Below are 17,863 nucleotides of genomic sequence, written 5' to 3'. Positions count from 1 at the left end.
CCTTTTATATTTCAAATCTAAACTTATCTCTGAATGCGGGAGATAAGTTTTTTCTAGTAAGAAACACATGGAAAACGCTTACACTCTAATGATGCAGACGTTTGTCGAATAAACCGCACCAAACTTGAAAAAGTTTGAAAATTTAGTCAATTCAGTCAGAATAAAATTATGTTACAATTGTTAAAGAGCTTGTAACATTGTTATCAAATTGTATCCTCCAAACCGCTGAAATAATGATATAAATGAGTTATGGATTTCTTGTCCTTTGCATAAAAAATTCTAACTTTTTATATATATTCCGTTTGGATATCCTCAAACAAAAAAGTGTAAAATACTTGTCCGTAGTGAGGTGGATACAATAATGACATCAATGAACATGAATTTACTAATCAAACCAAAATTCAATAAAGCAGTGACAAACAGAACAGTTACGATAGAAGATAAGGTGAAAAGAATTGCACGCGGTGATGAAGACCTGCGTAATGAATTGCTTGAAGATTATCAACCATTCATCAAAAAAGTGACGTCAAAAGTTTGTAACCAGTATATTGATCAATCTCGTGACGAATACAGTATTGGATTGACAGCTTTCAACGAAGCAATTAATCAATATCAAGAAGGACAAGGCAGCAGGTTTCTCACATTCGCCGATATGGTCATCCGCAGACGTGTGATTGATTTTATCCGTAAAGAAGCTCGACAAAACAGGTATATTTTTCTCGAGCCTGAGGAAACCGATGAAGAAGGTCGTATAGAAGACAGCTTTGCAGAACAGCAAGCCGCGATCAGCCACTATGATCAGCAATTGCAAGTAGAGAATCGTGTGTATGAAATCGAAGAGTATCAAGAACTGCTCAAAGATTATGGCATTACTTTCAAAGTCTTGAGCAAGAACTGTCCTAAGCATATTGATGCTCGTGAAAATGCAAAACAAATCGCCCAACTTTTAGCGGAAAACGAAAAATTGGCAGGATATTTAACGGAGAAGAAGCAACTCCCGATAAAAGATTTATTAAATATGGTCTCTTGCAGTCGTAAAACGATTGAACGGAATCGAAAGTATATAATAGCGATTGCATTGATTTATATTGGAGGGTACACAGCGCTTAGATCTTACATTGAGCCCTCCTGACATCCTACAGAAGGGAGGGACCAATGAGTGAAACGCGGCTTGATTATGGAAGTTTCCAAGCGAAAAGCTGTAATTTTGACAAAAGATGGCAGCTTCGAGCGTGTCCGGTTGAAAAAAGGAGAAAAGCCTGAGGTTGGACAGGAATATATATGTCCACCCGAAGTTTCTGATGCGTTTTTTCAGCCTAATAGGAAGTTATTACCTTCCTTCTCTCTTTCTTTAGTAGCAATCATCGTATTCATGTTATTCGCTGGCGGAATGCCCTTCCAACAAAATAAGGCATCGGCAGCCGCATACGTGAGTTTCGATATCAATCCAAGTATAGAAGTGGCAGTTGATAAGGAATTGAATGTCATCAAGGTTCGAGCATTGAATGAAGATGCTGAAAACCTGCTTGATGGTTCAACTGACTATGAAAACGCGTCTTTATTGTTATTTTCTGATTCATTATTTGAAACTCTGAAAGAATATGGATACTTCGATACTTATGATGATCTATTGATCGCGTCATCCTTAGATGAGGACTACGTATCACCTGAAATGCGTAAGCGATTAGAAGATTCCATCGAGAAACTTAAATCCAGCAAATATATCGAAAATACAGGTGTTATTCTATCCGTATTGGAAACTACAGAAGCTAACAGAAATGTTGCGAATGAAAATGGTTTATCCATGGGGAAATACCTTGTTTTTCAAGATGCTTTGGCAAAAGATAAAACACTCACCATCCAACAGGTCAGTTCAACTCCTTATTCTGAACTGAAAAAGTTGATGATGGCGAAAGATGAAGAAGTTGATGAAGATAAAGAGCAAGCCTTGCCGGAAACAGTACCAGATGACCGTTTATATCAAACCAATCATACCAAGACAGATAAAGCAAACAATGGCCTCGTTAATAAACCTGAAAAGACATCTGATACACCTGAAAAACCAGGATCAGCAGCTGCAGATGTGGCAGAAAATAAGGATTCTACAGATGACACGAAGCTAGAAAGTGTAGAAAACGAAAAAGAAAATGCTACGTTGGCAGAAGACCCTGTAACTGACCCGAAAAATCCGGTATCAGGTCCGGCTAAAAAAGAAGTTGAAAAAGAAAACGAGAAAGAAAGCCGGAGCGATTCAAACAAAGGGAAAACGTCAAAAAATAACGACGATGAAGATGATTTGCAGGTGAAAATTAAATTAGATCTCCAGGGATTGGATAAAGATGAGTTATCTCCCCGGGAATTAAGGTTAATTGAAAGCCTGCAAATCAACATATTCAATGCTGATGGTAAATCACATGGCAATGGAAAATCGGAAAAGAATAGAATACATCCTCAAGAAGATAAACATAAAAAAGAAAGTCATGGTAAAAGGCCATGACGCTTTGTAGTGTTTTATATACATAATAGTTGAATAGGTGCAGTGCCAGACAAACCCAATTATTGATGGAGTCTGGCATTTTTTGTATCCATTAAAAGTACAGGACGCTTACATATAAGAGATTGGAGTGAGTTTCTAGCTGAAATTATCGAAAAGTGCGAGAGAAACTGTCGAAGGATTATAAAAGGACAATCGGTTTATCCATAGAAATTATCTACATATACAACCGTCTATTTAATTGGACAACAATTGGACTAACTTCATCTTTTGGAACTTTTTTAAAAGTGAGGGAGAAGAAAATGCGGATCAATAGCCTTATTCATTTTTTTTCAAAAAGATTTGAAGAACAATCTTACTTGTCCCCTTTTTTTCGATTGAATGATTATTTTGTTTCCCTTTCCAATGAGGAGGAATGCGTCTCCATCCATTTACGTAAGCGTTCATGTAAAGTTATCATGAAAGATGAGATAGACCAAGAAGTCATTCTTATATATGGCGGATTGAACGCACTCAAATCCCTCGTGGAAGGTGAAATGAAATTAACTGATTTGATCTCTCAAGGCAAGATTGAAACAGACGCTACTTATAGAACGATTTTAAAGCTGGAATCCATCTTCTACCTAATGAGGAAGCAGTCGAGGGATGCCGGTTAAAATGTCCTGAAACGAATCTTGATCAGTGTAGCGGAATTGAACCCTATGATGTTTATCTAATAAAATTGTAGTCGGTACAGATTGGCAGCGGAACTGATCGTATATTTTGGTTCCTTCATCCAGAAGAACTGGCACGGTGATATTACTCTTTTCGATAAATTGGTCCCTCTGTTCAAGTGAACCCTCCCTACCTGTTACATTGATCGACAATATAGCAATTTCCGTGTTTTTCATCGATTTATTAAACTGGTCAAGAAGTGGTAACTCTCTCATGCAATCTGGACACCAGGCTACCCAAAATTGGATGATCACAGGCTTATCTTTAAAATCTGAAAGGCTAATCGTACGCTCTGTTTTATACTCCTTAAGGCTGAAGGAAATGGCTTTATCCATATGACTTTTTAACTCCTTATCCCTTATTCGAATGATTGTCTATGTTGAACGTACCATAATGATATGTGTAACTACCAACAATATCTTAACCCGCGACACAAATTTGTCACATTGTGACCTTTTTGAGCAGGAAGATTACTATTTTAATTATTGACACTTAAAAATATCCCATGCTACAATGCATTCATGTTTAAATAAAGTAAAGCGGTAAAACATTTTTTGATATATAAAGAATCTTATCGAGAGCGGCGGAGGGACTGGCCCTGTGAAGCCCGGCAACCAGCAAACCGACTTTGGTTATGCGAAGGTGCCAAATCCTGCAAAGTGTAATGCTTTGGAAGATGAGATGGAGAGACTGAACTTTTCAGCCTTTCTGCTCGTTTTCAGGGCAGAAAGGTTTTTTAGTTTCTAAAGAAAATTTATAGCTTTCTATATTTAGATTGCTCCATCACGCTTTCTTTAGTATTTAGAAAACAGACTTTAGCAGAAGATAAGAGACAGAAAGGGCTGAACATCATGATTACGTTAAAAAATATCAAAAAAGTTTTCCATACAAAAGATGGTGTGGTCAATGCAGTCGACGGAGTCAATTTGAATATTAAAAAGGGAGAAATATACGGTGTGATCGGATACAGCGGGGCCGGCAAGAGTACGTTGATCCGAATGTTGAACATGCTGGAAAAACCGACTGAAGGCTCAGTCGACATAAATGGCGATCCCCTTACAAGCTTCAATAATAAGCAGCTCCGTATTGCGAGACAAAATATTGGAATGATCTTTCAACATTTCAACTTACTGTGGTCTCGCACTGTACGTGAAAATATATCCTTCCCTTTGGAGATCGCAGGGGTCAAAAAAGAGGAACGGAACAAGAGAGTCAACGAATTGATCGATCTCGTCGGCTTATCCGGAAGAGGAGATTCTTATCCCTCACAGTTGAGTGGAGGGCAAAAGCAACGTGTAGGGATAGCAAGAGCCCTTGCTAATAATCCAGATGTCTTGCTCTGTGATGAAGCAACTTCAGCTCTGGATCCGAAAACCACAGATTCCATTTTGAATCTTCTTGTAGACATCAATCAAAAGCTCGGATTGACAATCGTACTGATTACGCATGAAATGCATGTCATCCGAAAGATCTGTAACCGGGTAGCAGTGATGGAAGATGGACGAGTTGTCGAAGAAGGACCTGTTCTTGAGGTGTTCAAAACACCGAAGCAGACAATTACGCAGGATTTTGTAAAACAAGTTACAGAGCCTGAGGAAACAGAGGAGACGATTCAACACCTTATACAAAAAGGTGATAACTCTCAAATCGTCAAACTGACTTTTGTAGGTGGAACAGCTGAACGCCCACTCATAAGTGATCTGATCAGAAAGTTTGAGGTCAACGTCAATATTCTCCAGGGAAAGATTTCTCAAACAAGAGATGGGGCATACGGAACACTGTTCGTGCAAATTGATGGTCAGCCTGAGACTGTAAAAGAAACCATCTATCATATTCAACAGCAGGAAGTGGAAGTCGAGGTGATCACAAATGTTGATAACACTGTTTCCTAACGTGGATTGGGAAGATATGTGGGAAGCGACACTTGAAACACTGTATATGACAGGGATTTCGGTAAGTGCAACCTTCCTGCTTGGAATCATATTAGGTTTATTATTGTTCCTTACTGAAAGAGGCAACCTGTGGCAGAATAGGCCGATCCAATTGGTGATTGCTGCAGTCGTGAATATTTTCAGATCGATTCCGTTCATCATTTTGATCATTCTTTTAGTGCCTTTTACAACCTGGCTGGTAGGAACGATGCTTGGGGCAAATGCAGCATTGCCAGCACTGATTATCGGGGCAGCCCCATTCTATGCAAGAATGGTCGAGATAGCACTGCGAGAAATCGACAAAGGTGTCATTGAAGCAGCGAAATCAATGGGGGCTACAGATGCACAAATCATCTATAAAGTCCTTTTACCTGAATCATTGCCAGCCTTGATCTCCGGGATTACTGTTACAGCCATTGCGCTAATTTCGTATATCGCAATGGCTGGTGTAGTCGGAGCTGGTGGGTTGGGAACCCTGGCTTACCTGGATGGATTCCAGAGATACCAGAATGACGTGACGTTCGTCGCAACCGTGATCATTTTAATCATTGTCTTTATAATCCAGTGGATAGGCGATTTCTTAACACAAAAAACAGATAAACGATAAACATGGAGGGAATACATCATGAAAAAAATCATTACACTTTTAACAACTGTCTTCATCATTTCTGTACTCGCAGCTTGCGGTAATGGCGGTTCAGGCGGAGATGAGAAGGAACTTGTGGTGGGAGCTTCGAACGTTCCACATGCTGAAATCTTGGAAGAAGCACAGCCGTTACTTGAGGAAAAAGGGATCAAACTGGAAATTGAAAAGCTCCAGGACTACGTAACACCTAACAAAATGCTTGCTGCAGGAGAATTAGATGCGAACTTCTTCCAACACGTACCGTACATGGAATCCCAAATGGAAGACAACAAGAGCTACGATTTTGAAAATGCCGGTGGCGTCCACATTGAACCAATGGGAGTCTATTCCCAAGATTATAAAAGCTTGGATGAACTACCTGAGGGCGGCACTGTCATCATGAGTAACTCTGTCGGTGAACACGGCCGTATTCTAAGCTTGCTTGAAAAAGAAGGTCTGATCAAATTGAAGGAAGACGTAGCCAAAACCGATGCTACTGTTAAAGATATCGCGGAGAACCCGAAAAACATCAAGTTCAAGACAGATGTAGAAGCCGGGTTGCTTCCGAAAATCTATAAAAACGGTGAAGGGGAAGCTGTTGTCATTAATACCAACTATGCGATCGATGCAGGTCTAGATCCACAGAAGGATGCCATCGCTCTTGAGGGCTCCGATTCTGAATATGTGAACATCGTAGCCGTCAATAAAGGACACAAAGACGACGAGGCGATCAAAACACTTGTTGAAGTACTTCAATCTAAAGAAATCCAAGACTTCATCAATGAAGAATACAATGGTGCAGTCGTTCCTGTAAAAGAATAATTTCCTAAAAAAGAGTGCTGACTTTATCGGCACTCTTTTTATATGATGTTAACCACTTCGATTGCCCGAGTTCAGATATGATTACAAGACAACACTTCGTTTGGTTTGTGAGACCTTCAAACGCGAAATTGAGTTTGAGGTTTCAGCTTAAGCTTAGTACTTCATAAAAGCTTTATGAGACACTTCGCGCTTGAAAAACAGGAAGTAAGTGCTCCATAAAAGCTTCATAAGACACTTTGAATGCGAAAAACAGTGTGAAAGTGTTTCATGACATTATTAAAAAAGCCTTCATCTGGAGATTATTTCTCGCGGATATCTTTCTGACAGAAGAATCATACTAACTAATGATGATTTTATCGTATGAGGAGTGATCAAAGTGAATCAGAATGAAATACAACAAGGACAACCAGGAAGCCCTACAGAAGCGGCTTTAATGGATTACAAACATGGTTTAGGAATCTTCACTGAAAAGATGCCAGACCTCGCAAGAAAGTACAATGCTTTTACTGAATCCTGTTTCAAAGCAGGGAAGCTGGGAAAAAAAGAAAAGCAATTGATAGCGCTAGGAATCAGTATCTACTCCCAGGATGAATATTGCATCATCTATCATACAAAAGGATGTCTTGATCAAGGCTGTTCTGAACAAGAAATTTTAGAAACAGTTGGTGTATGTGCAGCTTTCGGTGGCGGTGCAGCTATGAGCCAGTCTGTCACACTTGTCCAGGAAGCGATGACCGATTTGAAACAAATGAAGCACTAAAAAGTCAGATTCCTCAGAATATCGAGAAAATGGGATATATGAAGTGGATATATATAAATATAGCCCCTAATATAACCCCATCACAGTTTAAAGTGGCATAAGAGTAATAATCATTCTATATCATATTTGGCGTTTTAGCTTCATATTGATAGGGTATAGAGTGTAGTGAAATTTTATAAAACTTGAAAGGATTGATTCATTATCCACCCTATTGACACGAACCATACTGGTGAAATGGAAAAAGCCATGCATCAGGCACATGGTATAGGCTATGCAGAATATGATCGTAGTCTAGAAAAACGTCTAAAAATCGAGCGTAAGAGAGAGCAGGAGTACAAGGAAAGCCAACAAATGCTCAACGAATTTACGGGTAAAGTCAATAAGTCTTAATGAACAACAATCAAGAAACATTGTAATAAGAAGATATACGTGTATATAACAAGGACCTTATCGAATACTGATAAGGTCCTTTCATTGTATATAAGCACCCATAGAGAGCAGTTGAAGGAAGGTTTGATTTCAATAAGAAAGCTTTATTCTCAATTAGCATTTGAAATCACCGATATTTTCTAGATCGATATTGAGAATTATTTTAATTTGTTATAAAATTAGAATGATACTAAATTATAATAATCACGATTATTTCATTTTAGGTTGTTTTTCGTTACAATGTAAAATGGAGTAGTGATAAGAAATATGAAATTGGAGGGTTATAGTCATGACTGCACCAAATTTAAAGATTGAGAATCTACACGTTTCTATTGAAGGAAAAGAGATCATTAAAGGCCTCAGCCTTGAGATAAACGGTGGAGAAATACATGCAGTAATGGGTCCGAACGGAACAGGTAAATCAACACTTGCATCTGCTCTGATGGGCCATCCGAAGTACGAAATCACAGAAGGGTCAGTCACCCTAGACGGTGAAAACGTTCTAGAGATGGAAGTCGATGAACGTGCAAAAGCAGGTCTATTCCTTGCAATGCAATACCCAAGTGAAATCAGCGGTGTAACGAATGCTGACTTCCTGCGTTCTTCAATCAATGCTCGACGTGAAGAAGGTAAAGAAATTTCATTAATGAAATTCATTCGTAAAATGGACAGCAAAATGGAGCTTCTCGATATGGATGAATCTTTCTCACAGCGTTACCTGAACGAGGGATTTTCCGGCGGTGAGAAAAAGCGTAACGAAATTCTTCAATTATTAATGTTGGAGCCAAAAATTGCAATCCTTGACGAGATCGATTCTGGTCTTGATATCGATGCCTTGAAAGTCGTTTCTAAGGGTGTAAATGATATGCGCAATCCAGAATTCGGCGGACTGATCATTACACACTACCAACGTTTGTTGAACTACATCACACCAGATAAAGTCCACGTCATTATGCAAGGCCGTATCGTGAAGTCCGGTGGTCCTGAACTTGCTCAACGTCTTGAAGCAGAAGGATATGACTGGATTAAAGATGAACTCGGAATTGAAGACGAAACTGTCCAAGCAGAACAAGCATAGGCTTTGAAGGAGGATTTATATGTCAGTGGAGATGAACGAAACGAAGATTGCCTTCGATCAATCATATGTAAGTGACTTTTCCAAACAACGAAATGAACCAGAATGGCTGAAAAACCTTCGTCTTCGTGGATTGGAACTGGCTGAAAGCCTACCGATGCCGAAGCCGGAAAAAACCAAAATCGATAACTGGAATTTCACAACCTTCCAACATGAAGTGAAGGCTGCTGAAATCGAGAAGGCAGATGACCTTCCAGATTATATTTTAGACCTGATCGGGAAAGAGGATCGCACAGATAATTTTATTGTCCAACGAAATTCGACTCCTGCTTTCAAGCAACTTTCTCAGGATTTGAAAGATAAAGGAGTCATTTTCACAGATATCGCTACAGCAGTCCTCGAACATAGCGAGCTAGTTGAAAAGTATTTCATGGATAAAGTCGTGCCAATTGATGAACATCGCTTGACGGCACTGCATGCTGCACTGCTTAACGGCGGAGTCTTCGTCTACGTTCCTAAAAACGTTGAAATCGACGTTCCATTACAGTCTGTTTTCTGGCAAGAAGATGCGGAAGCATCCCTATTCAATCACGTTTTAGTAGTTGCAGAAGATAACAGTTCTGTCACATATGTAGAAAACTATCTTTCTCATGGGACAGAAGAAGAATCTGTAGCGAACATCGTAGCTGAAGTTTATGCTGGACCAAACGCTCGTGTACAATTCGGTGCAGTCGATAATTTTGCCAAAGGAATGACGACTTACGTGAATCGTCGGGGGCACGTCGAGCGTGATGGTAAAATCGAGTGGGCGCTAGGCCAGATGAACGATGGCAATACGATCTCAGATAACACGACAAACCTTGTTGGTGATGGTTCAGTTGCAGATACAAAAACTGTATCCATCGGACGTGGAAATCAAAAACAAAACTTTGTGATCCGTGTAAACCAATGGGGTAAACAATCGGATGCCCAACTTCTTGCACACGCAGTCATGAAGGACAGTGCCAGCTCAATATTCAACGGAATCGCTAAGATTGAACATGGTGCAACAAAAGCGAACAGCGAGCAAACTGAACGAGTTCTCATGCTTAGTGAAAAAGCTCGTGGTGATGCAAACCCGATTCTTCTCATCGATGAAGATGATGTTACAGCTGGACACGCTGCTTCAGTAGGACGGATGGATCCGATCCAAATGTTCTACTTGATGAGCCGCGGTATCTCTAAGCAAGAAGCAGAACGCCTTGTCATCCACGGATTCCTTGCACCTGTCGTTAATGAGCTTCCGATCGAGGGTGTCAAGATGATGTTGACAGAAGTAATCGAAGGGAAAGTCACTAAATGATTTCAAAAGAGATTCGCAAACAGTTCCCTATACTTGATCAAGAAGTAAATGGAAAGCCACTCGTCTACCTGGATAGCGCAGCGACATCTCAAAAACCGATTTCGGTGATTGAAACCCTCGACCACTATTATAAAAACGATAATTCGAACGTACATCGTGGTGTGCATACGTTAGGAACACGGGCTACCGACAGTTATGAAGGGGCTCGTGAAAAAGTCCGTCGTTTCATCAACGCTTCGTCTACTGAAGAAGTAGTTTTTCTCCGAGGTACGACGACTGCGATCAATACGATTGCGTCAAGCTATGGTAAGGTGAATGTGGGTGAAGGCGACGAAATCGTCATTACACCGATGGAACACCACAGCAACATCATTCCATGGCAACAGCTTGCAAAACAGACTGGTGCGACGTTAAAGTATATTCCTCTTCAAGAGGACGGAACAATTGATTTAAGTGATGTTGAAAATACAATTACAGAACATACTAAAATTGTATCGATCATGCACGTTTCAAATGTTCTTGGTACGATCAATCCGATCAAGGAAATTGCCAAGATTGCACACAAAAACGGAGCAGTCATGGTTGTGGATGGTGCGCAGGCGGCACCGCACATGCATGTTGATGTCCGTGATCTAGACTGTGATTTCTATGCTTTCTCTGCCCATAAAATGTGTGGGCCGACCGGGATCGGAGTAATGTATGGCAAAAAGAAGCTTTTAGAAAACATGGAACCTGTAGAATTCGGTGGAGAAATGATCGACTTCGTCGGTTTGTATGAATCCACTTGGAAGGACCTTCCCTGGAAGTTTGAAGGCGGAACTCCAATCATCGCCGGAGCCATCGGTATGGGAGCAGCAATTGATTTCTTAGAGCAAATCGGCCGGGATGAAATCGAGAAAATCGAACATGAACTTGTTGAATATGCGATGGAACGTATGTCAGCTGTTGAAGGCTTGAAGATCTTCGGGCCGAAAAAACGAGCAGGATTGGTTACATTCAACATTGATGACGTACATCCTCATGACGTAGCTACAGTACTGGATGCTGAGGGAGTTGCTGTTCGTGCCGGGCACCATTGTGCGCAACCATTGATGAAATGGTTGAATGTGACAGCAACTGCCAGAGCAAGCTTTTACATTTATAATACGAAAGAGGATGTAGATGCATTGGTCGATGGACTAAAGACTACAAAGGAGTATTTTGGTCATGTCTTCTAATTTGGATCAACTATATCGGCAGGTCATCATGGACCATTATAAGAATCCCCGTAACAAGGGGGAGCTTGATGATGGTGCATTGACCTTCAACTTGAATAACCCGACATGTGGAGACCGGATCAAAGTGTCTATGGAAATCGAAGATGGGAAAATCAAAGATGCCAAGTTCGAAGGTGAAGGCTGTTCGATCAGTCTCGCTTCAGCATCCATGATGACCGAAACCATCAAAGGTCTTCCAGTGGAAGATGCCCTTAAGCTTTCAAACATCTTTTCGGAAATGATGCTTGGAAAAGATTACGATGAAGGCGACTTGGACCTTGGAGATCTAGAAGCCCTTCAAGGTGTTTCGAAGTTCCCGGCACGTATCAAATGTGCAACACTTGCATGGAAAGCATTGGAAAAGGGAGTAAACCAAAAAGAAGAGGAGTAAATTCTGCTTGGTTGTCAGATGCACTAATCCGTTTTACAATAGTAGTATAGATTCATTAGACACTCGTTTCGGTTTTATTGTGTATGTATCCTTTAAGGAGGGATTAAACGATGGCTAAGAAAATGCCAGAGATCGGCGAATATAAATACGGTTTTAGAGATAAGGACGTCTCGATCTTCAGATCCAAGCGTGGTTTGACGAAGGAAATCGTTGAAGAGATTTCGCGTATGAAAGACGAACCTAAATGGATGCTTGATTTCCGTTTAAAATCACTAGAACATTTCTATAGCATGCCAATGCCTCAATGGGGCGGCAATCTGAAAGAATTGAACTTCGATGACATTACGTATTACGTAAAACCATCGGAAAAGTCCGAGCGTTCATGGGATGAAGTGCCAGAAGAAATCAAGCGTACGTTTGATAAGCTTGGTATCCCGGAAGCGGAGCAAAAATATCTAGCGGGTGTATCTGCCCAATACGAATCTGAAGTTGTTTACCACAACATGCAGGAAGACCTCGAAGATATGGGGATCATCTTCAAGGACACAGATACAGCGCTTAAAGAAAATGAAGACATCTTCAAAGAGCACTTCGGAAAAACAATTCCGCCGACAGATAACAAATTCGCTGCATTGAACTCTGCAGTATGGTCTGGTGGCTCGTTCATCTATGTACCAAAAGGAATCAAGTGTGATACGCCGTTACAAGCGTATTTCCGTATCAACTCTGAAAACATGGGACAATTTGAGCGTACGTTGATCATTGCGGACGAAGATTCTTCTGTACACTATGTTGAAGGTTGTACAGCACCTGTTTATACAACAAACTCACTGCACAGTGCAGTTGTTGAAATTGTCGTTAAGAAAAACGCGAATTGCCGTTATACGACGATCCAGAACTGGGCGAACAACGTATTCAATCTAGTAACGAAGCGTGCGGTAGCCGAAGAGAACGCGACAATGGAATGGATCGATGGTAACATCGGTTCCAAGTTGACGATGAAATATCCGGCTGTCATCCTAAAAGGTGAAGGCGCTCGTGGTATGACACTATCGATTGCACTTGCTGGTAAAGGACAGCACCAGGATGCTGGAGCGAAAATGATTCACTTAGCTCCAAACACATCATCGACGATCGTTTCCAAGTCCATCTCTAAAGGTGGAGGTAAGGTAACGTATCGTGGTATCGTCCACTTCGGACGTAAAGCATCTGGTGCACGCGCGAATGTCGAGTGTGACACATTAATCATGGATAACGAATCGACTTCTGATACAATCCCATACAATGAAATCCTGAACGAAAACATTTCACTCGAGCACGAGGCGAAGGTTTCGAAGGTATCTGAGGAGCAGCTTTTCTATCTCATGAGCCGTGGAATTTCAGAAGAAGAAGCGACAGAAATGATTGTAATGGGCTTCATCGAGCCATTCACGAAAGAACTTCCAATGGAATATGCGGTAGAAATGAACCGTCTAATCAAGTTCGAAATGGAAGGTTCAATCGGATAACATCTAATGACCCTTGGTATAACAACGTTTATGCCAAGGGTTATTTTTATGAATTTAAGCCGTGCCAAATTTGTGCCAACTCAAATTTTATTTTTATTTGAGTCGAACTCTTAGTTCGTTTTTTTTATGCAGTACAAAAAATGAAAAACTTATTATGTAAATCGAAATCGTCGAGTGAAAAGGGTTATAAACTAAAGATATTGAATACCTAAGTCATACCAGAATACCAGAAAAGGATTCACTTTTATCGCCCCTTTACATTTCTAAAATGGGAATGGATCATAACTCACATTTATAGATAAACATCATGGTAATTATTCTTCTATTTCCTATTGAAATAGGGGATTAATGAAATAACGGATGATCAAGCTCCTGGAAAGACAAACGACTCGTCAATCGACGAGTCGTTATTGTTGTACTCAATGCTATTTTAATGGAAAAACCCTTTAAATTAAGCCCACTGTAATTTTAACAGAACACTGAAGTAATCCCAGTCTTCCCTATGATTTCCGTGACTTGATCCCTCAAGAGGTATTTCCGTACAGCAAGTAGCCTCATGATTATTTTGCAGAGTCTATAATTTCGAAAGTTTCCGAGTCTACCGCAACTCCGAATTTTTCTTTTGCCTGCTCAATGGAAATGTATCCATTCTTAACGTCGTATGCAACCTGATCAGGATTACGGTTTGTAGGGTTTCCGTACCCGCCGCCTGTTGCGGTGACCAGTCGGACGACATCCCCTTCATTTAACACGTAACGAGCCGTTATTCCGAATGGACCTTCAACCGATCCATCCTTTTTATTGATATAAACTTTGTTAGGAGATCCATCTTCACCGCCATTCAATCCCCATGGAGAAAATTTATGACGCCCGAACATGACGGATAATTTTTGTTTATCACTTAACGCCCGATAAGAACGTACTACTCCTGATCCTCCGATATATTCCCCTGCTCCAGCACCATCACAACGGAGACGATATTCATCTACTAACACACCATATCGTGATTCAGCGACTTCGACGGGAACATTATATGTCTCGCCATCTCCGACGCAAAATTGACCCTTTTCTCCATCTAAACCGGCACCAGCACCCCAGCCGCCGACAGAAGGTTCAACGATAAGGAAGGGTTCCTTCGTTTCAGGATGATCACCAGATAAGACAACCGAGCAAACCGATAAAAGATGTCCAGCTGTTAGACGTTCAGGTAAGACAGGAGCCAGCGCCTTCCAAATTAAATCAGCTCCTCCTAACCGACTTTCCCAGTTGATTGAAACGGGTGCCGGGCGTTTTGCAGATAGAATCGTCCCTTCATCGGTGATAACCCGTAAGGGTCGGAAAATACCATCGTTAACGTTTTGTGACGGATTGATGATTGCAAGGAAAATCGCTCGTACACCAGCCATCAAAGCATAATACGAACAGTTGACAGGTCCTGTAACCTGGGGATGGCTACCTCGGAAATCACAAACAAACTCATCATCTGTAATCGTTACCTCCACCTTGATTTTAAAAGGACCATTTCCAAAACCATCATCATCAATAAAGTTTTCAGTTCGATAGGTTCCATTCGGTAATTTCTTCAATTCAATCCTGGTCAACTTTTCACCATGGTTCAGGAGATGTTCGATTGCACTCAACATTTGATGTTCGTCATGTTTCTCGCAAAGTTCAATGAACCGTTTTGCACCTGTACGTAGTGCAGCAACTTGAGCCCACATATCACCAATTGATAAGTTAGGGAAACGTACATTAGCTTTGATGATATCCACAATCGCTTTATTCAACTCACCTTTAGAGAATAGTTTCACACCTGGAAATTGCAATCCTTCCTGGTAGATTTCAGTTGAATCACTTGTAAACGATCCTGGATCTTTTCCACCAACCTCTGTCCAGTGAGCTTTGTTAACCGAAAATGCAACTAATTTGCCATTAAAGAAAATCGGCATGACTAGACCTACATCGGATAAATGTGAACCTCCGCCTACATACGGGTCATTAATGATAATGATATCTCCGGGTTGCAGGTCTTTTCCATCATCGAATTTCTTCATGACTTCTTGTACCATCGAACTTAACATACCGATGAAGCTGGTGACTCCATTTCCTTGTGTCAAAAGCTGCCCCTTTGCATCGGTCAACCCTGTTGCGTAATCAAGAACCTCATAAACGATTGGGCTCATCGAGGTCCGGGCCAAAGCATGGAACATTTCGTCTCCGATAGCCAAGAGAGAATCTTTTATGATTTCAAGCGTGAATGGATCGACTGTTTTCACCTTCACTTGATACATCCCCTCTCACATGTTTTTTTAATTCAACGCCAGTATCAATGACAAGATTGCCATACTCATCTACGACAAGAGACTGGTCTGGATATAGGACAGTAGAAGCGGAGGATTCTTCAATGATGGCTGGTCCATAGACTTCCATTCTAGGAACTAATGAACTTCGTTGATAGACGACCGTTTCTACCCATCCTTCTTCCTCGAAATAGACTTTACGTCTGTCTTTTAAAACTAGATCATTCCTCTGGGGTGCAAGCTTCTCCAATTCCGGTTTGTCCACTTTACCAAAAGCAGTCAAATGGAAATTGACGATTTCGGTTGGCGAATCCACTAATTTAAATGTATAATTCCTTTCATGGAGAAGATGGAATCTTTCGTTTAGTTCAGTTAAAGATTCCTTTGTGATCGCTCCATTCCGAACAGGCACCTTTACCGTATGTTCCTGTCCAAGGTAACGCATATCTACAAACCGAGCAAAAACCACTCGATCTTCAACTACTCCTTCAGCTTTATACTGTGAAACCGCATTTTCCTCCAACTTCTTCCACTGTTCATTGAATGCTGATAAATCAAGGATATCTACTCGTTCAATTCTTGTTTTGATAAAATCGTGGCGTAAGTCGGTCATCAACATGCCCCATGCCGAAAAAACAGAGGAGGCGAGGGGCACGATCACTTTTTTGACGCCAAGTTCTTTTGCTAATGCCGGTGCATGCATGGACCCGCCACCACCGAATGCAACCAAGGTGAAATCCCTTGGATTATGTCCTTTACGTACAGATATCAGTTTTAATGCGTTCAACATATTGGAGTTGGCTATACGGATAATACCAAGTGCTGCTTCTTCGATTGAGGTTCCGTAATATGTCGCTATTTTTTTATTGATCACATCTCGAACATTATCAAGGTCTACTTTATAATCGAAGTTTTCTATTGAGAGACGGCCAGTCACTAGGTTAGCATCGGTTGTTGTCGGATCTGTCCCGCCTTGGCCATAAGCAACAGGTCCGGGTATCGCCCCGGCTGATCGAGGACCTACGTTTAGTGAGCCTGCTTCATCGATCCAGGCGATTGATCCACCCCCATTACCTATTTCGACAATATCCACAACAGGTACTTTGATTGGATAACCAGCATTTCGTTCTGTCTTTTCGATATAGTAATCCGTGGTTATTTTAACTTCCCCTTTATTGATCAAGGAACATTTAGCGGTCGTGCCTCCAATATCAAAAGCGATGATGTTATCCTCACCTAAGATTTCACCCAGGATACTCGCACCGTATATTCCCGCAACAGGTCCTGATTCAACTAGGTTTATTGGAGTTTGTTTAGCATGATGGAAGGTAGTTACACCCCCGTTTGATTGCATGATGTATTTGTGTGAACCTGTTTCCGTTCCTTCAAGTCTGGTCTCTAGTTTGTTCACATAGGATGACGCAATTGGTTTTACATAGGAGTTTAATACCGTCGTAGTGGTCCGCTCGTACTCTCGCCATTCTTTCGTAATTTCATGGGAAGCGGTGACGGAAACTTCCGGCCATAATTCCCTGATGATTTGCTTCGTTTGTTGTTCATGTATGGGGTTTATATACGAATGTAAGTAGGCGATAGCAATTGCTTTAACATTTTCCTTCTTGAAATATTCCACAATTTCCTTGACCTGTTTACGATTCAGTGACGTAATTACTTCACCTTTATTGTTCAGGCGTTCTTCTGCTTCACAACGCAAATACCTATCGACAAAAGGTGAGGGCTTTTGATATCGCACATTATATAAATCTGGCCGATTCCCTCTAGCAATTTCAATGACATCTCGAAATCCTTTTGTTGTGATTAATCCAGTCTTTACACCTTTCCGTTCTGTCAGAGTATTAATGACTACGGTAGTCCCATGAATGAATGTATCGATCGAATGGGATTCGATTCCACTTGCTTTTAAAACATTCATAACCCCTTCTTCATAATGAGGTGGGGTAGTATGACTTTTAGCCAAACCCACTTTTCCTTTTTCATCAACATATACCAGATCTGTAAAAGTACCACCAATATCCGTCGCAACTCTCATAGCGATTACTCCCTTCGACTTTTTTAATATAAATGAGCAAAATTGTACCTAAATGAGAACCGTTGTTTCTCATTTGTTAAAAGGATTGTACAGAATTACCGGAAGATTTTCAATAAAAAGATAATATAATAGCAAAATATTTAGAAAATTGTTGCAAGTAAAAAGA

16 protein-coding genes and 1 riboswitch are annotated in these 17,863 nt (G+C 40.8%); of the genes, 13 read left to right on the top strand and 3 right to left on the bottom strand.

Features of this window, described 5'->3' with window-relative positions:
- The first annotated feature begins 361 nt into the window (after positions 1–361).
- The 3 genes from sigI to ACJROX_RS23100 all read left to right on the top strand — a co-directional run bounded on the left by sigI (position 362) and on the right by ACJROX_RS23100 (position 3,150).
- Complete coding sequence (sigI, locus tag ACJROX_RS23110; RefSeq protein WP_408007552.1) at positions 362–1,132, top strand: RNA polymerase sigma-I factor; 771 nt, start codon at positions 362–364, stop codon at positions 1,130–1,132.
- Positions 1,133–1,159: 27 nt separating this feature from the next.
- The gene (locus ACJROX_RS23105) at positions 1,160–2,497 is read left to right on the top strand and encodes an anti-sigma factor domain-containing protein (protein ID WP_408007551.1); all 1,338 of its coding nucleotides are present in this window, start codon (positions 1,160–1,162) and stop codon (positions 2,495–2,497) included.
- 155 nt (positions 2,498–2,652) lie between these two features.
- Entirely contained in the window at positions 2,653–3,150 is a 498-nt protein-coding gene (locus tag ACJROX_RS23100; protein WP_408007550.1) for a hypothetical protein, read from the top strand.
- On the opposite strand, the gene ACJROX_RS23095 is transcribed toward ACJROX_RS23100, so the two are convergent.
- Complete coding sequence (locus tag ACJROX_RS23095; protein WP_408007549.1) at positions 3,118–3,543, bottom strand: TlpA disulfide reductase family protein; 426 nt, start codon at positions 3,541–3,543, stop codon at positions 3,118–3,120. The genes ACJROX_RS23100 and ACJROX_RS23095 overlap by 33 nt on opposite strands.
- Positions 3,544–3,776: 233 nt before the next feature.
- Positions 3,777–3,891, top strand: a riboswitch (SAM riboswitch).
- Between the two features lie 168 nt (positions 3,892–4,059).
- On the opposite strand from ACJROX_RS23095, the gene ACJROX_RS23090 reads away from it, so the two are divergent.
- The 10 genes from ACJROX_RS23090 to sufB all read left to right on the top strand — a co-directional run bounded on the left by ACJROX_RS23090 (position 4,060) and on the right by sufB (position 13,347).
- Positions 4,060–5,100 (top strand): methionine ABC transporter ATP-binding protein, encoded by a 1,041-nt coding sequence (locus ACJROX_RS23090; RefSeq protein ID WP_408007548.1) that lies wholly within the window; start codon positions 4,060–4,062, stop codon positions 5,098–5,100.
- A complete protein-coding gene (locus tag ACJROX_RS23085; RefSeq protein ID WP_408007547.1) occupies positions 5,078–5,746 on the top strand; it encodes a methionine ABC transporter permease in 669 nt (222 codons plus the stop codon). The genes ACJROX_RS23090 and ACJROX_RS23085 overlap by 23 nt, the downstream gene beginning before the upstream one ends.
- An 18-nt stretch (positions 5,747–5,764) precedes the next feature.
- Positions 5,765–6,586 (top strand): MetQ/NlpA family ABC transporter substrate-binding protein, encoded by an 822-nt coding sequence (locus tag ACJROX_RS23080; RefSeq protein WP_408007546.1) that lies wholly within the window; start codon positions 5,765–5,767, stop codon positions 6,584–6,586.
- A gap of 433 nt (positions 6,587–7,019) precedes the next feature.
- Positions 7,020–7,346: a carboxymuconolactone decarboxylase family protein gene (locus tag ACJROX_RS23075; RefSeq protein WP_408011746.1), complete on the top strand. Its 327-nt coding sequence runs from the start codon at positions 7,020–7,022 to the stop codon at positions 7,344–7,346.
- A 234-nt stretch (positions 7,347–7,580) separates the two neighbouring features.
- Positions 7,581–7,736, top strand: coding sequence for a hypothetical protein (locus tag ACJROX_RS23070; RefSeq protein WP_408007545.1), 156 nt, complete (start codon positions 7,581–7,583; stop codon positions 7,734–7,736).
- 328 nt (positions 7,737–8,064) lie between these two features.
- The gene (gene sufC / locus ACJROX_RS23065; protein WP_408007544.1) at positions 8,065–8,853 is read left to right on the top strand and encodes a Fe-S cluster assembly ATPase SufC; all 789 of its coding nucleotides are present in this window, start codon (positions 8,065–8,067) and stop codon (positions 8,851–8,853) included.
- Positions 8,854–8,872: 19 nt separating this feature from the next.
- Positions 8,873–10,192, top strand: coding sequence for a Fe-S cluster assembly protein SufD (gene sufD / locus ACJROX_RS23060; protein ID WP_408007542.1), 1,320 nt, complete (start codon positions 8,873–8,875; stop codon positions 10,190–10,192).
- Complete coding sequence (locus ACJROX_RS23055; RefSeq protein WP_408007540.1) at positions 10,189–11,409, top strand: cysteine desulfurase; 1,221 nt, start codon at positions 10,189–10,191, stop codon at positions 11,407–11,409. Before sufD ends, ACJROX_RS23055 begins: the two co-directional genes overlap by 4 nt.
- Complete coding sequence (gene sufU / locus ACJROX_RS23050; protein ID WP_408007539.1) at positions 11,399–11,839, top strand: Fe-S cluster assembly sulfur transfer protein SufU; 441 nt, start codon at positions 11,399–11,401, stop codon at positions 11,837–11,839. The genes ACJROX_RS23055 and sufU overlap by 11 nt, the downstream gene beginning before the upstream one ends.
- A 110-nt stretch (positions 11,840–11,949) precedes the next feature.
- Positions 11,950–13,347, top strand: a complete 1,398-nt coding sequence (gene sufB / locus ACJROX_RS23045; RefSeq protein ID WP_408007538.1) for a Fe-S cluster assembly protein SufB — start codon at positions 11,950–11,952, stop codon at positions 13,345–13,347.
- A 560-nt stretch (positions 13,348–13,907) separates the two neighbouring features.
- On the opposite strand, the gene ACJROX_RS23040 is transcribed toward sufB, so the two are convergent.
- Positions 13,908–15,638, bottom strand: coding sequence for a hydantoinase B/oxoprolinase family protein (locus ACJROX_RS23040; protein WP_408007537.1), 1,731 nt, complete (start codon positions 15,636–15,638; stop codon positions 13,908–13,910).
- On the bottom strand, positions 15,595–17,697 hold the full coding sequence (locus ACJROX_RS23035) for a hydantoinase/oxoprolinase family protein (protein ID WP_408007536.1): 2,103 nt from the start codon (positions 17,695–17,697) through the stop codon (positions 15,595–15,597). Before ACJROX_RS23035 ends, ACJROX_RS23040 begins: the two co-directional genes overlap by 44 nt.
- Positions 17,698–17,863: the final 166 nt, after the last annotated feature.

The organism is Pseudalkalibacillus sp. A8 (genome assembly GCF_045920555.1).
Classification (GTDB): Bacteria; Bacillota; Bacilli; order Bacillales; family Fictibacillaceae; genus Pseudalkalibacillus.
Note: the sequence above shows the minus strand (reverse complement) of the source record. Positions and strands in the feature narration are given on the sequence as shown.